The 21,646-nt window shown below is 63.9% G+C and carries 24 protein-coding genes; 2 read left to right on the top strand and 22 right to left on the bottom strand.

Translation table 11 applies throughout. From position 1 onward, the window contains the following. Window positions 1–36: 36 nt before the first annotated feature. The 22 genes from nagZ to AB6804_RS12100 form a co-directional block, all read right to left on the bottom strand. Complete coding sequence (gene nagZ / locus AB6804_RS12205) at window positions 37–1,065, bottom strand: beta-N-acetylhexosaminidase (RefSeq protein WP_370886670.1); 1,029 nt, start codon at window positions 1,063–1,065, stop codon at window positions 37–39. A 39-nt stretch (window positions 1,066–1,104) separates the two neighbouring features. Next, window positions 1,105–1,509, bottom strand: coding sequence for a holo-ACP synthase (gene acpS / locus AB6804_RS12200; protein WP_370886669.1), 405 nt, complete (start codon window positions 1,507–1,509; stop codon window positions 1,105–1,107). Window positions 1,510–1,519: 10 nt separating this feature from the next. Then, window positions 1,520–2,293, bottom strand: a complete 774-nt coding sequence (gene pdxJ, locus AB6804_RS12195) for a pyridoxine 5'-phosphate synthase (protein WP_370886668.1) — start codon at window positions 2,291–2,293, stop codon at window positions 1,520–1,522. Further along, window positions 2,290–3,192, bottom strand: coding sequence for a DNA repair protein RecO (gene recO, locus AB6804_RS12190; RefSeq protein ID WP_370886667.1), 903 nt, complete (start codon window positions 3,190–3,192; stop codon window positions 2,290–2,292). The genes pdxJ and recO overlap by 4 nt, the downstream gene beginning before the upstream one ends. A 16-nt stretch (window positions 3,193–3,208) precedes the next feature. Continuing rightward, window positions 3,209–4,108: a GTPase Era gene (era, locus tag AB6804_RS12185; protein WP_244794358.1), complete on the bottom strand. Its 900-nt coding sequence runs from the start codon at window positions 4,106–4,108 to the stop codon at window positions 3,209–3,211. A 61-nt stretch (window positions 4,109–4,169) separates the two neighbouring features. Beyond that, window positions 4,170–5,234, bottom strand: a complete 1,065-nt coding sequence (rnc, locus tag AB6804_RS12180; RefSeq protein WP_370886666.1) for a ribonuclease III — start codon at window positions 5,232–5,234, stop codon at window positions 4,170–4,172. A 141-nt stretch (window positions 5,235–5,375) separates the two neighbouring features. Continuing rightward, window positions 5,376–6,269 carry a signal peptidase I gene (lepB, locus tag AB6804_RS12175; protein ID WP_370886665.1) on the bottom strand — a complete coding sequence of 298 codons (894 nt, stop codon included), beginning with the start codon at window positions 6,267–6,269 and terminating at the stop codon, window positions 5,376–5,378. A 60-nt stretch (window positions 6,270–6,329) separates the two neighbouring features. After that, a complete protein-coding gene (gene lepA, locus AB6804_RS12170) occupies window positions 6,330–8,120 on the bottom strand; it encodes a translation elongation factor 4 (RefSeq protein ID WP_035959587.1) in 1,791 nt (596 codons plus the stop codon). A 122-nt stretch (window positions 8,121–8,242) separates the two neighbouring features. Next, window positions 8,243–8,503, bottom strand: a complete 261-nt coding sequence (locus tag AB6804_RS12165; protein WP_370886664.1) for a glutaredoxin family protein — start codon at window positions 8,501–8,503, stop codon at window positions 8,243–8,245. A gap of 9 nt (window positions 8,504–8,512) precedes the next feature. Then, window positions 8,513–10,051, bottom strand: coding sequence for a DegQ family serine endoprotease (locus AB6804_RS12160; RefSeq protein WP_370886663.1), 1,539 nt, complete (start codon window positions 10,049–10,051; stop codon window positions 8,513–8,515). Between the two features lie 22 nt (window positions 10,052–10,073). After that, window positions 10,074–11,060: a MucB/RseB C-terminal domain-containing protein gene (locus AB6804_RS12155; RefSeq protein ID WP_370886662.1), complete on the bottom strand. Its 987-nt coding sequence runs from the start codon at window positions 11,058–11,060 to the stop codon at window positions 10,074–10,076. A 57-nt stretch (window positions 11,061–11,117) separates the two neighbouring features. Further along, window positions 11,118–11,756 (bottom strand): sigma-E factor negative regulatory protein, encoded by a 639-nt coding sequence (locus AB6804_RS12150; RefSeq protein ID WP_370886661.1) that lies wholly within the window; start codon window positions 11,754–11,756, stop codon window positions 11,118–11,120. Between the two features lie 84 nt (window positions 11,757–11,840). Continuing rightward, entirely contained in the window at window positions 11,841–12,440 is a 600-nt protein-coding gene (gene rpoE, locus AB6804_RS12145) for an RNA polymerase sigma factor RpoE (RefSeq protein WP_035959593.1), read from the bottom strand. A 95-nt stretch (window positions 12,441–12,535) separates the two neighbouring features. After that, on the bottom strand, window positions 12,536–12,724 hold the full coding sequence (locus AB6804_RS12140) for a hypothetical protein (protein WP_370886660.1): 189 nt from the start codon (window positions 12,722–12,724) through the stop codon (window positions 12,536–12,538). 308 nt (window positions 12,725–13,032) lie between these two features. Further along, window positions 13,033–14,271 carry a beta-ketoacyl-ACP synthase II gene (gene fabF / locus AB6804_RS12135; protein WP_244794350.1) on the bottom strand — a complete coding sequence of 413 codons (1,239 nt, stop codon included), beginning with the start codon at window positions 14,269–14,271 and terminating at the stop codon, window positions 13,033–13,035. 146 nt (window positions 14,272–14,417) lie between these two features. Then, window positions 14,418–14,657, bottom strand: coding sequence for an acyl carrier protein (acpP, locus tag AB6804_RS12130; RefSeq protein ID WP_004197638.1), 240 nt, complete (start codon window positions 14,655–14,657; stop codon window positions 14,418–14,420). 240 nt (window positions 14,658–14,897) lie between these two features. Further along, complete coding sequence (gene fabG / locus AB6804_RS12125) at window positions 14,898–15,638, bottom strand: 3-oxoacyl-ACP reductase FabG (protein ID WP_035959595.1); 741 nt, start codon at window positions 15,636–15,638, stop codon at window positions 14,898–14,900. Window positions 15,639–15,651: 13 nt separating this feature from the next. Beyond that, the gene (gene fabD, locus AB6804_RS12120; protein ID WP_370886659.1) at window positions 15,652–16,584 is read right to left on the bottom strand and encodes an ACP S-malonyltransferase; all 933 of its coding nucleotides are present in this window, start codon (window positions 16,582–16,584) and stop codon (window positions 15,652–15,654) included. Window positions 16,585–16,716: 132 nt separating this feature from the next. Further along, window positions 16,717–17,706, bottom strand: coding sequence for a beta-ketoacyl-ACP synthase III (locus AB6804_RS12115; protein ID WP_370886658.1), 990 nt, complete (start codon window positions 17,704–17,706; stop codon window positions 16,717–16,719). Beyond that, on the bottom strand, window positions 17,706–18,854 hold the full coding sequence (plsX, locus tag AB6804_RS12110; protein WP_035959598.1) for a phosphate acyltransferase PlsX: 1,149 nt from the start codon (window positions 18,852–18,854) through the stop codon (window positions 17,706–17,708). Before plsX ends, AB6804_RS12115 begins: the two co-directional genes overlap by 1 nt. 138 nt (window positions 18,855–18,992) lie before the next feature. Beyond that, entirely contained in the window at window positions 18,993–19,172 is a 180-nt protein-coding gene (gene rpmF, locus AB6804_RS12105; protein ID WP_035959600.1) for a 50S ribosomal protein L32, read from the bottom strand. Window positions 19,173–19,305: 133 nt separating this feature from the next. Then, window positions 19,306–19,926, bottom strand: a complete 621-nt coding sequence (locus tag AB6804_RS12100) for a DUF177 domain-containing protein (RefSeq protein ID WP_244794346.1) — start codon at window positions 19,924–19,926, stop codon at window positions 19,306–19,308. Between the two features lie 366 nt (window positions 19,927–20,292). On the opposite strand from AB6804_RS12100, the gene AB6804_RS12095 reads away from it, so the two are divergent. Both AB6804_RS12095 and AB6804_RS12090 read left to right on the top strand, forming a co-directional pair. Beyond that, window positions 20,293–20,928, top strand: coding sequence for a Maf-like protein (locus AB6804_RS12095; RefSeq protein ID WP_370886657.1), 636 nt, complete (start codon window positions 20,293–20,295; stop codon window positions 20,926–20,928). Beyond that, window positions 20,925–21,644 (top strand): SAM-dependent methyltransferase, encoded by a 720-nt coding sequence (locus AB6804_RS12090; RefSeq protein ID WP_370886656.1) that lies wholly within the window; start codon window positions 20,925–20,927, stop codon window positions 21,642–21,644. Before AB6804_RS12095 ends, AB6804_RS12090 begins: the two co-directional genes overlap by 4 nt. The last annotated feature ends 2 nt before the right edge of the window (window positions 21,645–21,646 follow it).

Here is a 21,646-nt window from a genome sequence, read left to right as displayed (position 1 = left end):
ATGCCGTGGCGTTTTTTTGTGTCCATCCGACGGACTTTAGCCCAACGCCCTCGCGATCAACGTCCGCGCCGCCTGATACTCCGGCTGATTCTGCAGCTTGCTCCAGCGCAACGCCTTGCCGCGCGGACGCATCTGCCGGATGCGCTGCTGCGATGCCTTCGACGGCGTAAAGCGCAGTTGCTCCAGCACCTTGCCCGCCTCCTCCGGCTGATTGCAGATCAGCACCATGTCGCAGCCCGCCGTCAGCGCGGCCGTCGCGGCTTCGGTAAGCGTGCCGCCCGCGCGCGCGGCTTCCATCGAGAGATCATCGCTGAAGATTGCGCCAGTGAAGCCCAGCTTGGCGCGCAGAATGTCCTGCAGCCAGATGCGCGAAAAGCCGGCGGGCTTGTCGTCGACTTGCGTGTAGATCACGTGCGCCGGAATCACCGACGCAAGCGACAGCCCGAGCCAGTCGTAGGGACGAACGTCGGCGGCGAGGATTTCATCGAGCGGGCGATCGTCGGTCGGCAGCGCGACATGCGAATCCGCCGATGCGAAGCCGTGCCCCGGAAAGTGCTTGCCGCAGTTCGCCATGCCGGCGAGCGCGAGGCCGTGATTCAGGCTCTTGGCGAGCATCGTCACCACGCGCGGATCGCTGTGCAGCGCGCGATCGCCGATCACCTGCGACTGGCCGTAGTCGAGATCGAGCACCGGCGTAAAGCTCATGTCGATGCCGCACGCGCGCAACTCCGACGCGAGCACGTAGCCGAACGCAGTCGCCGCTTTGGTGGCCGCGAGCACGTCCTTGTCCCACAACGCGCCGAGTTTGCCGGGCGCGGGCAGCACTGTGAAGCCATCGGTGCGAAAGCGTTGCACGCGCCCGCCTTCGTGATCGACGGCAATCAGGATGTCATCGCGCACCGCGCGGATCGCATCGGTGAGCGCGACGAGCTGCGCGCGGTCCTCGAAATGGCGCTTGAAAAGGATGATGCCGCCCGTCATTGGATGCGTGAGGCGCTCGATATCCGCGTCGGAGAGCGTCGTGCCGGCGACGTCGAGCATGACGGGGCCGGGAGTGCGTTTCATCGGATTCAATTGGCTTTCTTGTGGTGGTGGATTGTGCTGTCACGCCTTGTCCGCGACTTCCGCGACGACGAAGGTCACCGCGTAGTCACGCTCGTCGGTGACGGTAACTTGCGCGGTGATGCCGCGTTGCGCGAGCCATTCGGCCAGTTCGCCCGACGCCACGACGACCGGCTTGCCGCTCGGCTCGTTGAGCGTCTGCAGCGCGCGCCATGTCATCGGCCAGCGCATGCCGAGGCCGATCGCCTTCGAGAACGCTTCCTTGGCGGAAAAGCGCGTCGCGAGAAACGTGAGACCGCGCACTTCCGAGCGGGCGCGGCGTGCGTGATAGATGCGCAGTTCGTCGGGGCCGAGCACTTTCTCGGCGAAGCGCCCTTTCGTGCGCTCCATGACCGCCGCGACGCGGCTTACTTGCACGAGGTCCGTGCCGATTCCGTAGATCGCCATGATGCCGCGCTCAGCGTTTCGTTTGCGACGCGAGCCGCGATGCGACCATGATCGCCTTCATCTCGCGCACCGCGTTATCCCAGCCGGCGAAGATCGCGTGCGCGACGATCGCATGGCCGATGTTCAGTTCGACGATGCCATCGAGCGCGGCGATCGGCTGCACGTTCGTATAGTGCAGGCCGTGGCCCGCGTTGACCTTCAGCCCGAGCGAGTTGCCGAAATCGACGCTCTTCGCGACGCGCTCGAATTCGCGCTGCTGCGCGGCTTCGTCGTGGGCTTCGGCATAACGGCCCGTATGCAGTTCGATGACCGGCGCCTGCGCTTCCTTCGCCGCGCGAATCTGCGTCTCGTCCGGATCGATGAACAGCGACACGCGGATGCCCGCATCGGCCAACTGTTTGCACGCGGCCTTCAGCGATTCGAACTGGCCGGCGACGTCGAGGCCGCCTTCGGTCGTCAGCTCCTGGCGCTTCTCCGGCACGAGGCAGACATCGTGCGGCCCGATCTCGCACGCGATGTCGAGCATCTCGCGCGTCACCGCGCATTCGAGGTTCATTCGCGTCTTGAGGAGCCGACGCAGCGTGCGGACATCGGCATCGACGATATGACGGCGGTCCTCGCGCAAATGCAGCGTGATCGCGTCCGCGCCTGCTTCCTCGGCGGCGAGCGCGGCGCGGATCGGATCGGGATAGGACGTGCCGCGTGCATTGCGCAAGGTGGCGACGTGATCGATGTTCACGCCGAGATCGATCACGCTCGCGGGCGAAGAGAGAAAGAAGCTCATAGATTTTGCAGGTCGATCAGAATCTGACGGGTGGCGAGCGGCGCGCCGCCCAGGTGATAGTTCAGCAGGAAGCGCATCAGCGTCTTGCTTTGCACGGCGGTCTGGGCGCTGCCGTAGTCGTCGCGCTCCATGTCGATCAGCGTCTGCCCGGCGATGACCGGCCATTGCGGAGGAAAATCGTCGGACGCTTCGCGCACGCCGCGTTCCGGATCAAACGTGTAGCGGCCTTCCGCGACCACACTCTCGCGCGTGACGGTGCGCGTGAGCGCCATCGCATAACCGGTTTCGCGCAACAGCACGCGCTCGAACGAGCGCAGCACCTGCACCGCCGGTTCGCCGTGCGCGAGGCGCGAGAGCGTCAGCACGTAGTGATTAAAGAGCGCGGGATGCGCGTCCTCGCGGGCGCAGAACTTCACGAGCAGCTCGTTGACATAGAAGCCGCAGAGCAGCGCGTCGCCCGTCAAAGGCAGCATGCCGCCGACCCATTCCGCCGTGGTCAGCGTGCGGACTTCGCCCTTGCCCGTCCACGAGAGTCCGAGCGGCTGGAAGGTCTGCAGCACGCCGCGCAGCGCGGAATGCGGACGCTTCGCGCCCTTCGCGACGAGCGCGACACGCCCGTGATCGCGCGAGAAGACATCGATGACGAGACTCGTCTCGCGATAGGGATAGCTATGCAGCACGAAGCCCGGCTGTTCGTTGACGCGAAAGTCGGAGCGCGGCGCGGCGCGCGGTTTCGGCTTGTCCGCGCTGCCGGCAGCGGACGAAGGCGCGCGGCGGCGCTTCGCCACGGCCCGCGTGGCCCGCGCGGGCCGCTCGGGTTGCGCGGTGGCGTCCAGGTCGTCGTCAGGACGACCGTCGGCGGGCGGAGTCATCCACGCGTCGGTGGTGCCGGCGTCCATGATTTCGGTCCATGCGTCATTCGTAACCGTATGCGCGCAAGCCTGCTTCGTTGTCCGCCCAGCCGCTCTTCACCTTGACGAAGGTTTCGAGATACACAGGGCCGTCGAAGAGCTTCTCCATGTCGAGCCGCGCCTCGGTGCTGATCTGCTTCAGTTTCGCGCCCTTCTGGCCGATGATCATCGCCTTGTGGCCGTCGCGGTCGACGAGAATCGTCGCGAACACGCGGCGCAGGCGGCCTTCGGTTTCGAATTTGTCGATGAGCACGGTGCTCGTGTACGGCAACTCGTCGCCGGTCCAGCGGAACACTTTCTCGCGCAGGATTTCGGCGGCGAGGAACCGCTCGCTGCGGTCGGTGAGGTCGTCTTCGCCGTAGATCGGCTCGCCTTCCGGCAGATACGGCTTGATTACCGACATCAGGCGCTTGATGTCCTCGGGATGCTTCGCCGCTAGCGGCACGATCTCGCGAAACTCGCGCAACGCCGACATCTGCTGCATGAACGGAAAGAGCGAATCTTTATCGCCGACGCGGTCGAGCTTATTCGCGATCAAGAGCGTGGGCGTGCCGGCCGGAATAAGGTCGAGCACCCGCTGATCGTCGGGGCCGAAGCGGCCGGCTTCGATGACGAAGAGAATCGCATCGACCGAACTGAGCGTCGACGTCACCGCGCGATTCAGCGAGCGGTTGAGCGCGCCGCTGTGGCGCGTCTGGAAGCCGGGTGTATCGACGAAGATGTACTGCGCGTCGTCGATCGTGTTGATGCCGGTGATGCGATGGCGCGTCGTCTGGGCCTTGCGCGAGGTGATGCTCACCTTCTGGCCGACGAGCGCGTTCATGAGCGTCGATTTGCCGACGTTGGGCCGGCCGACGATAGCGACCATGCCGCAGCGGAAACCGGAAGATGTGGGAGCGTTCATAGTGTGTGCAGCCTGGATTCGTTGGCGCGTCTAAGCGAAAGACGCAATGCGCGTGCGCGCGTCAGTGGCCGGCGTCGGCGGCGCGCACGACTCGGCTGGCCGGTGCGTCGGGGCTCGCGCCGCTGTTCGTTTCGGACTCGCCGCGCTCCGTGGATGACTCTGCCGCTTCGCCCTTCGCCGCCTTCTCCGGACGATGAATAACGTGCCGTTCGGGCTTGTCGGCGGCGGCGAAGGCCCCCGCGGACGGTTCGACGTGCGTCGCGCGGATCACGGCGAGCGGCGCGGTTTCGTGCGATTCGTCCGCCGCGTGGCTGCGATGACGATCCCGCTCGCGCCGGTCCGGCGAGCGCAAATCGAGCGCGGCTTGCACGCCGATTCCGTCCGGCATCATGTCGGCCTGGGCGAGCTTCGCCGCCCGCGCGCCCTTGCGCTTCGGCTTCACGCCGAGCGACGGCGCAGCGGCGGCCACTTCGTCGAGCGCCTTTTTCGCCGCGGCCTGTTCCGCCGCACGACGGCTCGCGCCTGAGCCCGACACTTTCACGTCGAGCTTCGGCACCGAGCATTCGACTTCGAACTGCTGGTTGTGGGCCGCGCCGTGCGTCGCCACGACCGTGTAAGTCGGCAGCGCGATCTTGTGCCCTTGCAGATATTCCTGCAGCAGCGTTTTCGCGTCCTTGCCGATGGTGCGCGGATCGATGTGATCGAGCACCGGCGTGTACAGACGCTTGATGACGGTGTGAGCGGCGTCGAAACCGCCATCGAGGAAGATGGCGCCGAAGATCGCTTCGAGGGTATCCGCGAGAATCGACGGGCGGCGGAAACCGCCGCTGCGCAATTCGCCTTCGCCGAGACGCAGTTCTTCCGAGACGTTCAGCGCCTGCGCGATTTCATAGAGCGATTGCTGCTTGACCAGATTCGCCCGGACGCGCGACAGATCGCCTTCGTCGAGCTTGCCGAAACGCTGGAACAAAAGGGCAGCCACCACGCAATTGAGAACGGAATCGCCGAGAAATTCGAGCCGTTCGTTGTGCGTGGCGCTGTGACTGCGGTGGGTCATCGCCTGGCGCAGCAATTCCGCATTGCGAAATTCGTACCGCAGCCGGCTTTCCAACGGAGAAGAGGGCATGGACAGAGTATAACGCGCCCGCCAAGGCGGCTGATTCCGCCTGGCGGGCCAGGAAAACGCGTGGCGAGACGGTGTTAGCCGCGCTTCTTCACGCCGTTTCGAAGCGCGCGCCGGCGTTGTGACGGCAGCGCGCGCAGTGCATCACTGGAACGAGCCGATGCGCTTCAGGTTGCTGAAGTTCATCCAGATGAAGAACGCGCGTCCGACGATGTTCTTGTCCGGCACGAAGCCCCAGTAGCGGCTGTCGGCGCTGTTGTCGCGGTTGTCGCCCATCATGAAGTAATGGCCCGGCGGCACCTTGCACGTCACGCCTTGCGCGTTGTACACGCAGTTGTCGCGGTACGGGAAATCGTCCGCGCCGACGACGAACGGCGGCACTTGCGGATTGTTGAGGATGGCGTTCTTGCGGCCGTCCAGATCTTCGATGAACTGCTTCGCATAGCCGATGCGCTCGTCGTCGAAATAGTCCGGCTGCGGCGCTTCCGGCACCGGCTTGCCGTTGATCGTGAGCTGCTTGTTCTCGTACGCGACGGTATCGCCCGGCAGGCCGATCACGCGCTTGATGTAGTCGACCGATTCGTCCTTCGGATAGCGGAACACCACGACGTCGCCGCGCGTGAGCGGCTTGCCCTCGGTCAGCTTGGTGTTGGTGATCGGCAGGCGCAGGCCGTATTCGTACTTGTTCACGAGGATGAAGTCGCCGACCAGCAGCGTCGGCACCATCGAGCCCGACGGAATTTTGAACGGCTCCACGATGAACGAACGCACCACGAACACCGCGAGAATCACCGGGAAGAAGCTCGCCGTGTATTCGAGCCACCACGGCTGGCGCAGCCGCTCGTCACGCAGGCGGGCGCGCGTTTCGGCCGCGTTTTCATCGGCGAAACGCTCGCCGACGCGTTCCTGCTGGCGGTCGAAGTCGGCCACTGCGACTTCCGCCGCGCGGCGGCGTCCCGGCAGAAAGACCAGCTTGTCGAGCACCCATGCAATACCCGTCACCAGGACGAGGATCAAGAGAATCAGTGCGAAATTCATCAAACGCTTCCGGTTGTTATCGTCGGTTGTTGTTGTTCTGCGCCTCGCGGCGCGCGGACATCATTCGTCCACGCGGAGGATCGCGAGGAAGGCTTCCTGCGGAATCTCGACCGATCCGACCTGCTTCATGCGCTTCTTGCCCGCCTTCTGCTTTTCGAGCAGCTTTTTCTTGCGGCTGATGTCGCCGCCATAACACTTCGCGAGCACGTTCTTGCGCAACGCCTTGATGTTTTCACGAGCGATAATGTTGGAACCGATGGTCGCCTGAATCGCCACGTCGTACATCTGGCGCGGAATCAGCTCGCGCATCTTGGACGCCACTTCGCGGCCCCGATGCTGGCTTTGCGAACGGTGCACGATGACCGAGAGCGCATCGACCTTGTCGCCGTTAATGAGCATGTCGACTTTAACGACATCCGCCGCGCGATATTCCTTGAACTCGTAATCCATCGACGCATAGCCGCGCGACGTCGACTTCAGTCGATCGAAGAAATCGAGCACGATTTCCGCCATCGGAATTTCATAGGTGAGTTGCACCTGACGGCCGTGATACTGCATGTTGATCTGCTGGCCGCGCTTGTTCGTACACAGCGTGATGACCGAGCCGACGTACTCCTGCGGCATGTACAGGTTCACCGTGACGATCGGTTCGCGCACTTCCTCGATCTTCGGCGGCTCCGGCATCTTGGCCGGATTTTCGACGGTGATCGTGGTGCCATCGCGCTGCAGGACCTCGTAGATCACCGTTGGCGCCGTGGTGATGAGGTCCATGTCGAATTCGCGCTCGAGCCGTTCCTGCACGATTTCCATGTGCAGCAGGCCGAGAAAGCCGCAGCGGAAGCCGAAGCCGAGCGCCTGCGAGACTTCCGGCTCGTATTGCAGCGAGGCGTCGTTCAGTTTCAGCTTTTCGAGCGATTCACGCAGCGCGTCGTATTGATTCGCTTCGACCGGATAAAGGCCCGCGAACACCTGCGGCTTGACTTCCTTGAAGCCCGGCAGCGCCTCTTGCGCCGGACGATTCGCGACGGTGACGGTATCGCCGACCTTCGCGGCCGTCAGTTCCTTGATGCCCGCGATCACGAAGCCCACCTGCCCCGCCGACAACTGCGAGAGGTTCGTGGACTTCGGTGCGAACACGCCGAGATGCTCGACCGGATACTGCGCGCCGGTCGCCATCATCTTGATCTTGTCTTTGGGCTTCAACGTGCCGTTGACGATACGCACGAGCATCACGACGCCGACGTAATTGTCGAACCACGAGTCGATGATCAGCGCCTGCAGCGGCGCTTCCGTGTCGCCTTTGGGCGGCGGCACTTTCGCGATCAGCGATTCCAGCACGTCCTCGACGCCAAGCCCCGTTTTCGCGCTGCAATGCACGGCGTCGGTCGCGTCGATGCCGATCACGTCTTCGATTTCGGAAATCGCGTTGTCCGGGTTTGCAGCCGGCAGGTCGATTTTGTTCAGCACCGGCACGACTTCGACGCCGAGTTCGATCGCCGTGTAGCAGTTGGCGACGGTCTGCGCTTCGACGCCCTGGCTGGCGTCGACGACGAGTAGCGCACCCTCGCACGCCGACAGCGAGCGGCTGACTTCGTAGGAGAAGTCGACGTGTCCGGGCGTGTCGATCAGATTGAGGTTGTAGACCTGACCGTCGCGCGCCTTGTATGTCAATGCCGCCGTCTGCGCCTTGATCGTGATGCCGCGCTCGCGTTCCAGGTCCATCGAATCGAGCACCTGCGCTTCCATCTCACGATCGGAGAGCCCGCCGCACAACTGGATGATGCGGTCCGCGAGCGTCGACTTGCCGTGATCGATGTGCGCAATGATCGAGAAGTTACGAATATGATTCATTCAGTGCCGATCAAGCGAAAAAGGCGCGCCCTCACATACGCGGAGCACGCCTTGAAAAATTGGGAAAACTTCTGCATTTTAGCCGAAAAGGGGGTGTACAGGCGTTTTCGGCGTCCGACGGATCAACGGCGGCGTTTCTCCAACGCCGCGTGGACGGCGTTTTCGTCCAGCCGGTAATGGCACAACTCGACGCCGTCGAGCATCAGCACCGGCACGCGCTCGTTGTAGCGCGCTTCGAGATCCGCATCTTCGTCGATGTCGATCCATTCAATCGCCACGCCGAAGCGCGCGGCGATCGGCTCGAGCGCCGCGCGCATGTCCTCGCACAGATGACACCAGGCGCGCCCGTACAGGACGAAAGGCGCGCTGCTCGCATCACTCAACGCTGAACCTCACTTCTGCGACGGCACGCGCGGACGCAACGGCACGAACTGCGTGTTGTCGCCGCGACGCACGAGAACCGCGACCATTTTGCTGGCATCGAGATTCTGCGCGATGGCTTCGAACTGCTTGGCGCTCGTGATGTCCGTATCGCCGATCCGCATGATGATGTCACCCTTCTGGAAGCCCGCGCGCGCGGCCGGTCCTTCGACTGCATCGACCAGCACGCCGCTCGTGAGCTTCAGCGCCTTCTTTTGTTCGGCGGAGAGGTCGCTCACGGCAAGTCCGAGCGAGTTGCTCGCACGTTCTTTGGGCTGCGGGGCGCGGCGTTGCTCGGCCTTCGCGACCTTGTCCGGCTGCATTTCGGCAATGGTGATCGGCAGATCGCGCGACTGACCCTTGCGCCAGATCGTGACGGTTGCCTTCGAGCCCGGCTTGCTTTCGCCGACCATGCGCGGCAGATCAGTCGCCGTCTCGACGTTCGTCCCGTTGAACTTCAGGATAATGTCGCCCGGCTGAATCCCCGCCTTGTCCGCCGGACCGCCCGACTCGACGCTGCTGACGAGAGCGCCCTGCGCCTTCGGCAAGCCGAGCGAATCGGCGACGTCCTTCGTCACCTCGCCGATCGCCACCGCGATCCGGCCGCGCACGACCTTGCCCGACGTCTTCAGTTGATCGGCGACGCGCATGGCTTCGTCGATCGGAATCGCGAACGAGATGCCCATGAAGCCGCCGGTGCGGCTATAAATCTGCGAGTTGATGCCGATGACCTCGCCCGCCATGTTGATGAGCGGACCGCCGGAATTGCCGGGGTTGACGGCGACATCGGTCTGGATGAACGGCAGGTAGTCGCCCGTATCGCGCCCCTTCGCGCTGACGATGCCCGCCGTCACCGTGTTGTCGAGGCCGAACGGCGAGCCGATCGCAAGCACCCATTCGCCGACGCGCACCTTGTTCGAATCGCCGATGGTGATCGCCGGCAGGCTCGACGCGCTGATCTTGACCACCGCGACGTCCGTGCGCTCGTCGACGCCGACGAGACGCGCCTTGAACTCGCGCTTGTCGGTCAGCGTGACGTAGATGGTGTCGGCGTCGTCAACGACGTGCGCGTTCGTCATCACGTAGCCGTCCGTCGACAGGATGAACCCCGAGCCGACGCCGCTGCTCTGTTCCGAGTTGTCCTGGTTGTCATCGGGAGCGCTGCGGCTGCCGCCCTTGCCCTGATCGCCGCCGCCACCGCCACCGCCTCCTCCGCCACCGCCGCGCGGCGAGCCCGGCTGACCGGGCATCGGAATGCCGAAAAAGCGGCGGAAGAACTCGGACATGTCGCCCTCATCCATACCGGGCGGCAGACCGCGCAAGTCGTTGGCGGTGCCGACGCGCGAGGTCGTGCGGATATTGACGACCGAAGGCCCGACTCGGTCGACGAGCACGGTGAAATCCGGCAGGTTCACCGCTGGCGCCGCCGCCACTGCCGTATGCGAGATGAGCGGCAGGCACACGGCGAGCGCCGCGGCCGCGATGAACTTGCGCAGCGAGTAGTAGCTCATAGGCTGGAGGCGAGGGATTCGATTACCGGGAAGGCTTGTATTCTATGGTAGAGGCAAATTGCTGCAACGTGCTTTGCGGCACTTCACCGAGCAAGGTAATCCAGAAATCCCCACGGCGCTTCACGAGCACATGCGTCGCGCCGCTGTTGCCCGCGCCTTCCTTGCGCGAACTTTTCTCGACCGGCTCAACGAACACGGAAATGGCGGCGAGGCCATCCGAGAACACGGCCTGATCGACGGGAATCGGCGCCTGGCCCTGCTGGCTCGACGCCATCGGCCGGCGCAGCTCGCGAATCTTCCTGAAGCCGGGAATGTTCGGCTTCAGTTGCCAGCCCTGCGCTTCCATGTCGACCGGCTGCACGGGCGGCCGCACGATGGTCCAGCCCGCCGTGCTGCGCATGGCGTTCGCAATCGACGTCTTGTCGATCGCCCCGCCGATCCGCACTTGCGAGAACGAAAGCTGCTCCAGCACCTCGCCGTCCGGATCGAGCGTCTGGGCGCGCAGCAAAAGGCCGGTCTTGGCGTCCGCCCAAAGCTTGTAGGCGAAGCGGTATGTATCCTTCGGATCGAGTTCGATGACCTGGCTGTCGACGCCCGCCACGCGGTCGTTACCGAGCAACTTCGGCTCGTAGTAATTCAGCACCTGATCCCCGCTCGTCGCGAGCAGCGACGGGAACGAGTCCCGGCTCTGCCGATGCTCCATCACGAGCAAATGCCGCTCGGGGACGAACGTGACCATGTCGTCGTCATGGCGCAGCATGCGGCGCGGCGCGCCGTCGAGGCTTTCGAGCGATTCGTATTCGCCGTCGCCGCGCGTCGCGACGTGCGTGATGCGCGACGACTGCACCGTGGTGCCGCGCTGATAGACGAACGTGCCCTCGTAGTTCTGCTGCTGGGCCGCGTCGTGGATGCGATTGAGCAGGCTGGCCGCGGTCTTGCGCTGTGCGGCGTCGGTAGTGTCGGCAAACGAACTCGATGCCGCCGACAACAATGCGGCTGCGCACAACATGAATGCCGGCAGCCGCCCCCAGGTTCTAGTTTTATTCAACCGCACACTTACCCTCGGTTATTGGCCCTGCGAAGTCGCGGCCGCACGAATCAGAGGCATCGAGCCGGGCATCGCAGGTTGCTGCGAAAACTGTTGATGCGCTTCGAGATATTGATCGAGACTCGCGTCGCGGATGATGTTCGCCTCCACGACGGGCGAAGCCGTGCTCACCGCCGGCACCGACGCCAGCGCGACGCGCTGCACCGGCTCCGTCTGCGCGACGCTCGCCACTTGCGCGACCGGCTGGCTGCCGACGCCCTGCAACTGCGGCACGACGATCCACGTCAGCGTCGCGGCAGCGGCGGCCACCGCGAAAGCCGGCACGACGCGCCGGCGCAGCATGCCGCCGCGCGCCTTCTGCGCCGCCGGAGCGAGCACGTGCGCTTCGGCTTCGAAGCGCGCGGAGAACGCCGACATGAACGCGATGCTGCGCCCCGGGCTTTCGACGAGATCGTCGGAGCGCAGGGCATCGCCGATCAGGTGATAGTCGGACCACGACGCGCGGTCCTGGCTCGTCAGTCCCGCAAGGAACTGGCTGATGTTCTGAATTTCGTCGAGCGACTCACCGTCGACGAACGCCGACAAGCGCTCGCCGCGCGTGCCCGCCTGAGAATTTGACTGCGAATTTCCGTGCGCTTGCATCGAGACCGACCCCATGATGCTCCCCAATCCTGTGATACCACCCCGTAGTGACACCAACTAACCCAGATATCGCGTCCCTGTCCCGTGGTTTTTCGCCGCCTACCAGCGCTTGCCTTCGGGAGTGTCCAACAACGGACGCAATTTTGCCGCAATGGCTTCCCGAGCACGGAAAATTCTTGATCTGACGGTGCCGATCGGGCAATTCATCATCTCGGCGATTTCTTCGTAGCTCAACCCTTCGATTTCCCGGAGCGTGATGGCGGTGCGCAGTTCTTCCGGCAGCAGCGCCATCGCAGCATTGACCGTTTCGGCAATCTGCTTGCTCATCAACATCGACTCGGGCGTGTTGATATCCCTTAGTTGGTCGGCGTCGGAGAAAGTTTCCGCCTCTTCGGCATCTGCTTCGGTAGAAGTCGGAGCGCGGCGGCCCTGCGTGGCAAGATAGTTCTTTGCCGTGTTGACGGCAATCCGGTACAGCCAGGTGTAGAACGCGGATTCGCCCCGAAATTGCGGCAGCGCGCGATAAGCCTTGATGAAGGCGTCCTGGGCGACGTCCTCGACCTCGGCGGGGTCGCGCACGAGGCGAGAGATCAGTCGAATGATCTTGCGGTGGTATTTGGCGACCAGCAGTTCGAACGCGGCTTTGTCGCCCTTCTGCACGCGCTCGACCAGCACTTGGTCGATTTCTTTTTCGCTCACCTGGAAATCCGTTTGACATGGGGGCTGTTCGCGGACGGCTATTGTAGCGTTACCGTCTTCGCGTTATCCCCGATGCTCATGCACCGTTACAGTCGTTACAGGTATGCGCTCGCGGCGCGGCGGGCGCGCACTGCAAGCTGGCGGAAGGTGTCGGAATCGACGGCATCGGCGGCGACGAGCAGCGTGCGCCGCCCGTTTTTCCCCGACGACAAGGTCAGCGCCAGCAGCCGCCCGCTCCATTGCGCGCAGCCGATGATGGAGAAATACTGCGCACCGCCCCGCACGGTCCCAGACGGTCAGGCCGTCGGCGCGCAGCGCGATCGCCACCGGCTGGCGACGCCGCCAGCGCGACGCTGCGAACCCTAACAGCGCGGTCACGACGAGCGCCGCGACGGTGCCATCGAAAGCGCCGAAATGCCCTGCGATGCACTCGAAAACCGCCGCGCCCGCTACTGCCATGAACACAACGAGCGCGACCAGTACGAAACGAGACGACCGCATCGGGATGCGCGGCAGATTGCCTGCTTCCCGATGCGGCCGATGCTGCTGCGCGCCCGTCATCACGGTCCCCGATCCGCCGAGCGCGTTGCGCTCAGTGACGCTTGAACACGAGCGAGCCGTTCGTGCCGCCGAAGCCGAACGAGTTCTTCACCGCGACATCGATCTTCATCTCCCGCGCGGTATTCGCGCAGTAGTCCAGGTCACACTGCGGGTCCTGGTTGAAGATGTTGATGGTCGGCGGCGAGATCTGGTTGTGAATGGCAAGCACCGTGAACACCGACTCCAGGCCGCCCGCGCCGCCCAGCAGGTGGCCGGTCATCGACTTGGTCGAGTTCACGACGGCGTTCTTAGCGTGGTCGCCGAGGGCCCGCTTGATGCCGATCGTTTCCGCGATGTCGCCGAGCGGCGTCGACGTGCCGTGCGCGTTCACGTAGTTGACCTCGTCCGCGTTGACCTTCGCGTTCTTGAGCGCGTTGACCATCGCGCGGCGGCCGCCGTCGCCGTCCTCGGGCGGTGCCGTCATGTGGTACGCGTCGCCGCTCATGCCGTAGCCCAGCACTTCCGCGTAAATCTTCGCGCCGCGCGCTTTCGCGTGTTCGTACTCTTCGAGCACCATCACGCCCGCGCCTTCTCCGAGCACGAAGCCGTCGCGGTCCGTGTCCCAGGGGCGGCTGGCGGTGGCGGGATCGTCGTTGCGCTGCGAGAGCGCGCGCGCCGCAGCGAAGCCGCCGATGCCGAGCGGCGATACCGTCGCTTCCGCACCGCCCGCGATCATGACGTCGGCGTCGCCGTATTCGATCAGACGCGACGCCTCGCCGATGCAGTGCAGGCCGGTCGTGCACGCCGTGACCATCGACAGGTTCGGGCCCTTGAGGCCGAAGCGAATCGACAGATGGCCCGAGATCATGTTGATGATCGACGCGGGAACGAAGAACGGCGAAATGCGGCGCGGGCCGCGATTGAGCAGCTCGGTCTGGGTGACTTCGATCATCGGCAGCCCGCCGATGCCCGAGCCGACCACGACGCCCACGCGCTCCGCGTTCTCTTCGGTGATCTCGAGACCGCTGTCCTGCATGGCCTGGACACCCGCCGCGAAGCCGTAATGGATAAAGGTATCCATGTGGCGCGCTTCTTTCGCGGGCATGTAGTCCTCGATGTTGAAGCCCTTCACCTCGCCCGCGAAACGGGTCGAGAAGTTCGTGGCATCGAACTTCGTGATATTGGCAATGCCGGACTTGCCCGCCACCAGATTGGCCCAGCCGTCGGCAACGGTATTGCCGACAGGCGAAACGAGCCCAAGGCCTGTAACAACAACTCGACGACGGCTCACGGTAACCCCTTATCCATAGAATGACAAAAAGCAAAAGCCACAGCGGCCACAGGAAACCGCCCTGTGTGCCCTGTGGCTGTTAAATCGGTTTTCGCAGCGACGGTGCTTCAAGCTTGAAAAGCGACGAGTCGCCGGCGCGTCCGGCCTTAGGCCTTGACGTTCGCGCGAGCGTAGTCGATCGCTTGCTGAACCGTGGTGATCTTTTCGGCCTCTTCATCGGGAATTTCCATGCCGAACTCGTCTTCCAGCGCCATCACCAGTTCAACGGTATCGAGCGAGTCAGCGCCCAGATCGTTCACGAACGATGCTTCGTTCTTGATTTCGGCTTCGGCCACGCCCAGTTGTTCGGCGACGATCTTCTTCACGCGCTGTTCGATGTTGTCCATGCAACCCTCCGAGGGAATAAAAGTTCAAAAATACAAGTGCGCGCATTTTATCAGGTTTGGTCCCGCAAAATACGGCGCTTCTGTTCCGTGCTCCGCCGCCTGCTGCGCTTCATCAAGGCGCTCGCGGCGGGTTGCATCGTTTGTTGCGGTCACGCTGTCGACCGTGCGCGCATGGCCGTCAGAGCATTTCGCGCGCCCGTCTGCCGCGCGGATATTAAGCGAATTTCGGCGAAATGCCTATTACATGTACATGCCGCCGTTCACGTGCAGCGTCGTGCCCGTGATGTAACCGGCGAAAGGCGACGCCAGGAAGGCGACCGCATGCGCGATATCGTCCGGGCTGCCGAGCCGGCCGAGCGGAATCTGCGCGGTCAGCGCGGTGCGCTGCTCTTCCGGCAGGACCTTGGTCATGTCCGTATCGATGAAGCCCGGCGCGATGCAGTTCACCGTGATGCCGCGGCTGCCGATCTCGCGTGCAAGCGCGCGCGTCATGCCCGCGACGCCGGCTTTCGCCGCCGCGTAATTGGCCTGACCGGGATTGCCCGACGACCCGACCACCGACGTGATGTTGATGATGCGGCCGCCGCGCGCCTTCATCATCGGACGCAGAACGGCGCGCGACAGGCGGAAGACGGCGCGCAGGTTCGTGTCGATGACGGCGTCGAACTCGTCGTCTTTCATGCGCATCGCGAGCTGATCCTTCGTGATGCCCGCGTTGTTCACGAGAACGTTGAGGCCGCCGAATTCCTTCACGGTTGCGTCGATGAAGGCATCGGCGGCTGCGGCGTCGTTCACGTTCAGCACCGCGCCGCGGCCCTTGCCGCCCGCTTGCGCCAGCGCGTCGCTGATGCCCGCCGCGCCGCTTTCGCTCGTGGCCGTGCCGATCACCGTCGCACCCTGACGCGCCAGTTCGAGCGCGATCGCGCGTCCGATGCCACGCGATGCGCCGGTGACGATCGCTACCTGATTGTCCAAGTTCATGTCGTTCTCTCTCTTATCCAGCGATCAGTTTGCGCGTTTCCTCGAGCGAAGCCGGATCGAAGATCGAGCCGCCGACCAGATTGCCGTCGATACGCTTCGTCAGCCCGGCGAGCACCTTGCCCGGCCCGCATTCGATGACGTGCGTGACGCCTTCTCGCGCCATCGCCTGAACGCATTCGACCCAGCGCACCGGACCGGCAGCCTGACGCACGAGCGCGTCCTTGATGGCGGCGGGATCGGAGACAATCGCGACATCGACGTTATTGATTAGCGGAATGGCCGGCGTCCTGATTTCGACCTTGGCGAGATACTCGCGCAACTGGTCGGACGCGGGCTTGAGCAGCGACGAATGGAACGGCGCGGACACAGGCAGCGGCAATGCACGCTTTGCGCCCTTCGCCTTCGCCACTTCGCACGCCTTTTCAACTGCGGCCTTCGCGCCGGCGATCACGACTTGCGCGGGCGCATTGAAGTTGACCGCTTCGACCACTCCCGCCGACGCGGCTTCGGCGCACACCGCGCGCACCGTGTCGTCGTCGAGACCGAGGATCGCCGCCATGCCGCCCTCGCCCACCGGCACCGCGTTCTGCATCGCCTGGGCGCGGAAACGCACGAGCGGCAAGGCATCGGCGAAAGCAAGCGCGCCCGCCGCCACCAGCGCCGTATATTCGCCGAGGCTATGGCCCGCGACGAGCGCCGGCGTGAGGCCCGTTTCCGTCTGCCACACGCGATAGATCGCGTAAGCGGCGGTCAGCATGACCGGCTGCGTGTTGCTCGTGAGATTGAGCTCTTCTGCCGGGCCTTCGGCGATCAGCTTGCCCAGATCCTGGCCAAGCGCGTCGGATGCCTGTTGCACGGTTTCGCGCACCACGGCGTGATCGGCGAATGCGTTGAGCATCCCGATCGATTGCGAGCCCTGGCCCGGAAAAACGAACGCGAATTTCATGTCGTCCTCGTTTGAATTGGAATGATCCCGTATGGCTACACGGCTTGCGCACGGGCCGCGCGCTCGTGTGGCGCGCGGCGGCTGCCGTAAAGGGGATCAGTTACGAATGAGTAGAGGGGATGGCTGAACGAATCAATAGCGGAAGATCGACGCGCCCCACGTGAAGCCGCCGCCCACGCCTTCGATCAGCACGTTCTGTCCGCGCTTGATGCGGCCGTCGCGCACCGCGACGTCGAGCGCGAGCGGAATCGATGCCGCCGACGTATTGCCGTGTTCGCCGACCGTCACCACCATGCGCTCCTGCGGCAGATGCAGCTTGCGGCAAGTGCTTTGCATGATGCGGATATTGGCTTGATGGGGAATCAGCCAGTCGATGTCCTGCGGCGTCAGTTGCGCCTTCTGCAGCGCCTCGATGGCCACCTTCTCCAGCACGTTCACCGCGAGCTTGAACACCGCCTGGCCGTCCATGTGCAGGAACGCGCTGCCCGCGACCACGCCGCCGTTCACGTTGCCCGGCGTGCAGAGAATGTCCGCGTAACTGCCGTCAGCATGCAACGCGCTCGCCAGAACGCCCGGCTCTTCCGATGCCTGCAGCACGACCGCACCCGCACCGTCGCCGAACAGCACGCAGGTGGTGCGGTCCTTGAAGTCGAGAATGCGCGAGAAGGTTTCAGCGCCGACGACCAGCGCCGTGCGGTGCATCCCGCTGCGGATGAAGCTGTCCGCCGTCGCCATGCCGTACGCGAAACCGGAGCAAACGGCCTGCACGTCGAACGCCGCGCCATTGTTCTTGATGCCGAGCTTGTTCTGCAGCAGGCAGGCCGTGCTCGGAAACACGAAATCGGGCGTGGAAGTCGCGACGATGATCAGGTCGATCGACTGAGGATCGATGCCCGCGGCCTGAATCGCTTTCTGCGATGCGACGAGCGCGAGATCGCTCGTCGTCTGGTCGGGCGCCGCGAAATGGCGCGCGTGGATGCCAGTGCGCGCGACGATCCATTCATCGCTGGTCTCGACACCTTGCGTCGCGAGACGATCCGCCAATGCCTGATTCGTAATGCGCTCGGACGGCAGATAGCTGCCGGTGCCCAGCACGCGAGCGTAAAGATTGGAGTGAGCCATTATGCCTTCGTGGGTAGCGCGGTGCCGGACGTGTCCGGCGGGTTTGGCAGGGAGTTTGGCTGAGACGCCGCGGCGGCGCCCGCTGAATCGGCGGGGCTGGCGGCATGGGCAGCCGTTGTGCTCGCGCCGGCGTCGCGCGCGGGCTGAGCATTCTCTTCCATCGCGCGCACCAGGCGTTCAAGCACGCCATTTTTTACCGCATCATACCCGCGTTTGATCGCCCACTCAAAACCGTAGGCTTCCGCCGAACCGTGACTCTTGATGACGAGGCCGCGCAAGCCGAGCAGCGCCGCGCCGTTGTATTGCGCGGGATCGACGCGTTTTCTGAAACGCTTGAGCACCGGCATCGCGACGAGCGCCATCAGCTTGCTGGACAGCGAGCGCGTGAACTCTTCCTTGATCATGTCGGAGAGCATCTTCGCGAGACCTTCGGAGGTCTTCAGCGCGACATTGCCGACGAAACCATCGCAGACGACGACATCCGTGGTGCCTTTATAGATGTCGTTGCCTTCCACGTTGCCGTAGAAGTTGAGCGTGCTCGCGCGCAGCAGTTCGCCGGCGCGCTTGATCGTCTCATTGCCCTTGATGACTTCTTCGCCGATATTGAGCAGCCCGATGGTCGGCCGCTCGCGCCCTTCGATCGCCGACACGAGCGCGTGCCCCATCTCCGCGAACTGCAGCAGATGCTCCGGCTCGCAATCGACGTTCGCGCCGAGATCGAGCACGGTGGTATAGCCCTTCTGACTCGGCATGGCAAACGCGATGGCCGGACGCTCGATGCCCGACAGCGTCTTGAGCACGTAGCGCGATACGGCCATGAGCGCGCCGGTATTTCCGGCGGAAATGCAGGTCTGCGCCTCGCCGTCCTTCACGAGGTTCAACGCGACGCGCATCGATGAATCTTTCTTTTTGCGCAGCGCGACTTCGACGGGATCGTCCATGGCGACCACTTCCGTCGCGGAAACGACCGTCAGCCGGGGCTCGTCGACCGCCTTCGCTTTTTTCAGCTGGGCGCGGATTGCTTGCTCGATGCCGACGAGCATCAGATGCGCGTCGGGATGCGAGCGCACGAAATTGACGGCGGCGGGAACGGTCACGGCCGGACCGTGGTCGCCTCCCATGCAGTCAATGGTTATCTTTACGGTCATGGAAAGCGACGAATTTCAGGCACAAAAAAGCGGCAGTGAAATGCCGCCTTCTTGTCGTACCGGGAAAGTGTCAAAGCGTGCCAGGCGCGCACGGCCGAAGACCGGCAGCGCGCCCGCAGCAATGCGCAGAACGAACGCTTAGTCGTTCTTCGTCTTGACGACTTTCTTGCCACGATAGTAGCCGTTCGGGCTCACGTGGTGACGCAGATGCACTTCACCCGTGCTCGGCTCGACACCCAGCGGAGCCGACGGGAGGAAGTCGTGGGAACGATGCATGCCGCGCTTCGACGGCGACTTCTTGTTTTGCTGAACTGCCATGATTACTCCAGAAAAATTTTGCGAATTCTAACACAGGCCCAATTTCGCGTTCGCGAAGGAACTGCCGGGCCGTCTGGCCAACCGCCTGAAGCGGGAGGTCGCCGTGCGGCCATTGCCTGGCCACACCGCCACATCAATGCTTCTTGTCGTCCGGATCGCTCTTTTTGAGCTTCTCCAGCACGGCAAACGGATTCGGTTTCTCGACGTCGTTCTCGCCGCCCTCGGCCGCCTCGTCCTCTTCGCCGCCCGAGAGCAGGCTCTCGTGCACCTTGGGACAGACGTTGTGCTTTGGCACGAGCGGCAACGACAACAACAACTCCTCTTCGATCAAGTCGACGAGATCGAACTGGCGCGAGCCCACGATCACTTCGACTTCATCGTCCTCGAGCGGATATTCGTCCGCTTCTTCTTCCGTCGCGACGATCCGATACGTCGCATCGACGTCGAGATGCTGCGAATACGGAGAAAGACAGCGCTGGCACATGAGCCACACCGAACCGTGCACCGCGAGGCGCAGATACGGCTGCGGCGCTTCCGTGCCGTCGTCCTGCAATTCCGGCTGGGTCGAACCCTCGCCCTGCCAGGTGAACACCGTGTCGCGATCTGGCGCATCCGCCGGGACTTCGGCTAACATGCGCGGCAATTGCGAAACGCGCAGCGCGCCCGCCGCCTGCCGTTTGTTCTCGGCGCAGTCGTAAAGGTCGAGCGCGCGCAGATCGGCGGGGCTCGCAGGTTTGCCAGGATTCTGAGTCATGTGCGCTCCTGCTTATGCCGTTCGTTAATCTTGCGTGGGTTCGTACGTCTTCTGCATGTCCGGCGCGCCGGACATGCCGTGGCGCTCAGTATGGCACCGTCCGAAGCCGGAGGGCAGGCCTGGCTTGCCCGGATAAAGCAACGCGAGGCTCGCATGACTTTTCCGCTGCGCTCTTCCGGCCTGCTTGCGCCTGCTCCGGCCTTCCCGGCTCGCTTCATCGAGCGATGACTAACCGCCAGCCGATGAAAAGCCCAAAATCATATAGGCTTTGTTCTTTCGAGTCAAACACTTAAGGGTGCGCCACTGTTGCACCGGCGTCCCGCCGCTTTTTCTCCCACTTCCGCTGACTTCTTGCTGATTTCGCTCATGCCGGCTACCGATTCACCGCCCCTTTCACCGAAGCGTCCAGTGCGCCTGGTTCTCGCGTCGAGCTCGCCCTACCGGCGCGAGTTGCTCGAACGCCTTCGAGTCCCCTTCGACGTCATATCGCCCGATATCGACGAAACGCCGCTTCCCGGCGAAACGCCCGAGGCGACGGCCGTGCGGCTGTCCATCGCGAAGGCGCGTGCAGCGGCGGATCGCATCGGCGATACGCGCGACGCCATCGTGATCGGTTCCGATCAGGTGGCGACGTTCGACGGCCGCCAGATCGGCAAGCCCGGCACGCATGAGAACGCCGTCGCACAGCTTCAGGCGATGCGCGCACGCACCGTCGATTTCCACAGCGCGCTTTGCGTTTTCGACGCGCGCACGGGCGGCGTGCAATCCGCCGACATCGTGACGCGCGTGCGCTTTCGCGACTACACCGACGACGAGATCGAAGCCTATCTGCGGGCGGAAACGCCATACGACTGCGCGGGAAGCGCGAAATCGGAGGGACTGGGCATCGCGCTGCTCGATGCCATCGAGTCCGACGACCCGACCGCGCTCATCGGCTTGCCGCTCATCGCGCTGACGAAGATGCTGCGCGCCGCCGGTTTTTCACCGCTGGAGGCGGCATGACCGGCGTCCTCTATTTGATCCCCAACACCCTGGGTGAAGGCGACGCCGACGCGCTCGCGCAAGTCTTGCCGGAGCCGGTGCGTGCGCGCGCCGCAGCGCTTGGCTACTACATCGGCGAGAACGCGAAGACAACGCGCGCGTTTCTGAAAAAAGTTGGCACCGAGCGGCCGATTCAGGAAATCGAAATCCGCGAGCTGAATGGGAACACGCCGCCCGCCGAAATCGACAAGCTGCTCGCGCCGATTCTCGCGGGCGCGGACGCCGGCCTCGTCTCGGAAGCGGGCTGCCCCGCTGTCGCCGATCCCGGCGCGCTGCTCGTGCGGCGCGCGCATCAGCGTGGCGTGAAGGTCGTGCCGTTCGTCGGCCCGAGTTCGATTCTGCTCGCGCTGATGGCATCGGGCATGAACGGCCAGAGCTTCGCGTTCAACGGCTACTTGCCAGTCGATGCAAGCGAGCGCGGCAAGCGCCTGCGCGAGCTGGAGCAACTGTCGCGCAAGGCGAACCAGACGCAGATTTTCATCGAGACGCCTTACCGCAATCGCGCGATGCTCGACACGCTGATTGCGACCTGCGCGCCGTCGACGCTGATATCCGTCGCGGTCGATCTGACGCTGCCGGGCGAAACCATCGTCACGCGCACGGCGGCGGACTGGAAGAAAGCCGCCGCGCCCGATTTGCACAAGCGCCCGGCGATCTTCCTGCTGCTGGCTTCGTAACT

The organism is Caballeronia sp. RCC_10, from assembly GCF_041360715.1.
Classification (GTDB): Bacteria; Pseudomonadota; Gammaproteobacteria; order Burkholderiales; family Burkholderiaceae; genus Caballeronia; species Caballeronia grimmiae.
Note: the sequence above shows the minus strand (reverse complement) of the source record. Positions and strands in the feature narration are given on the sequence as shown.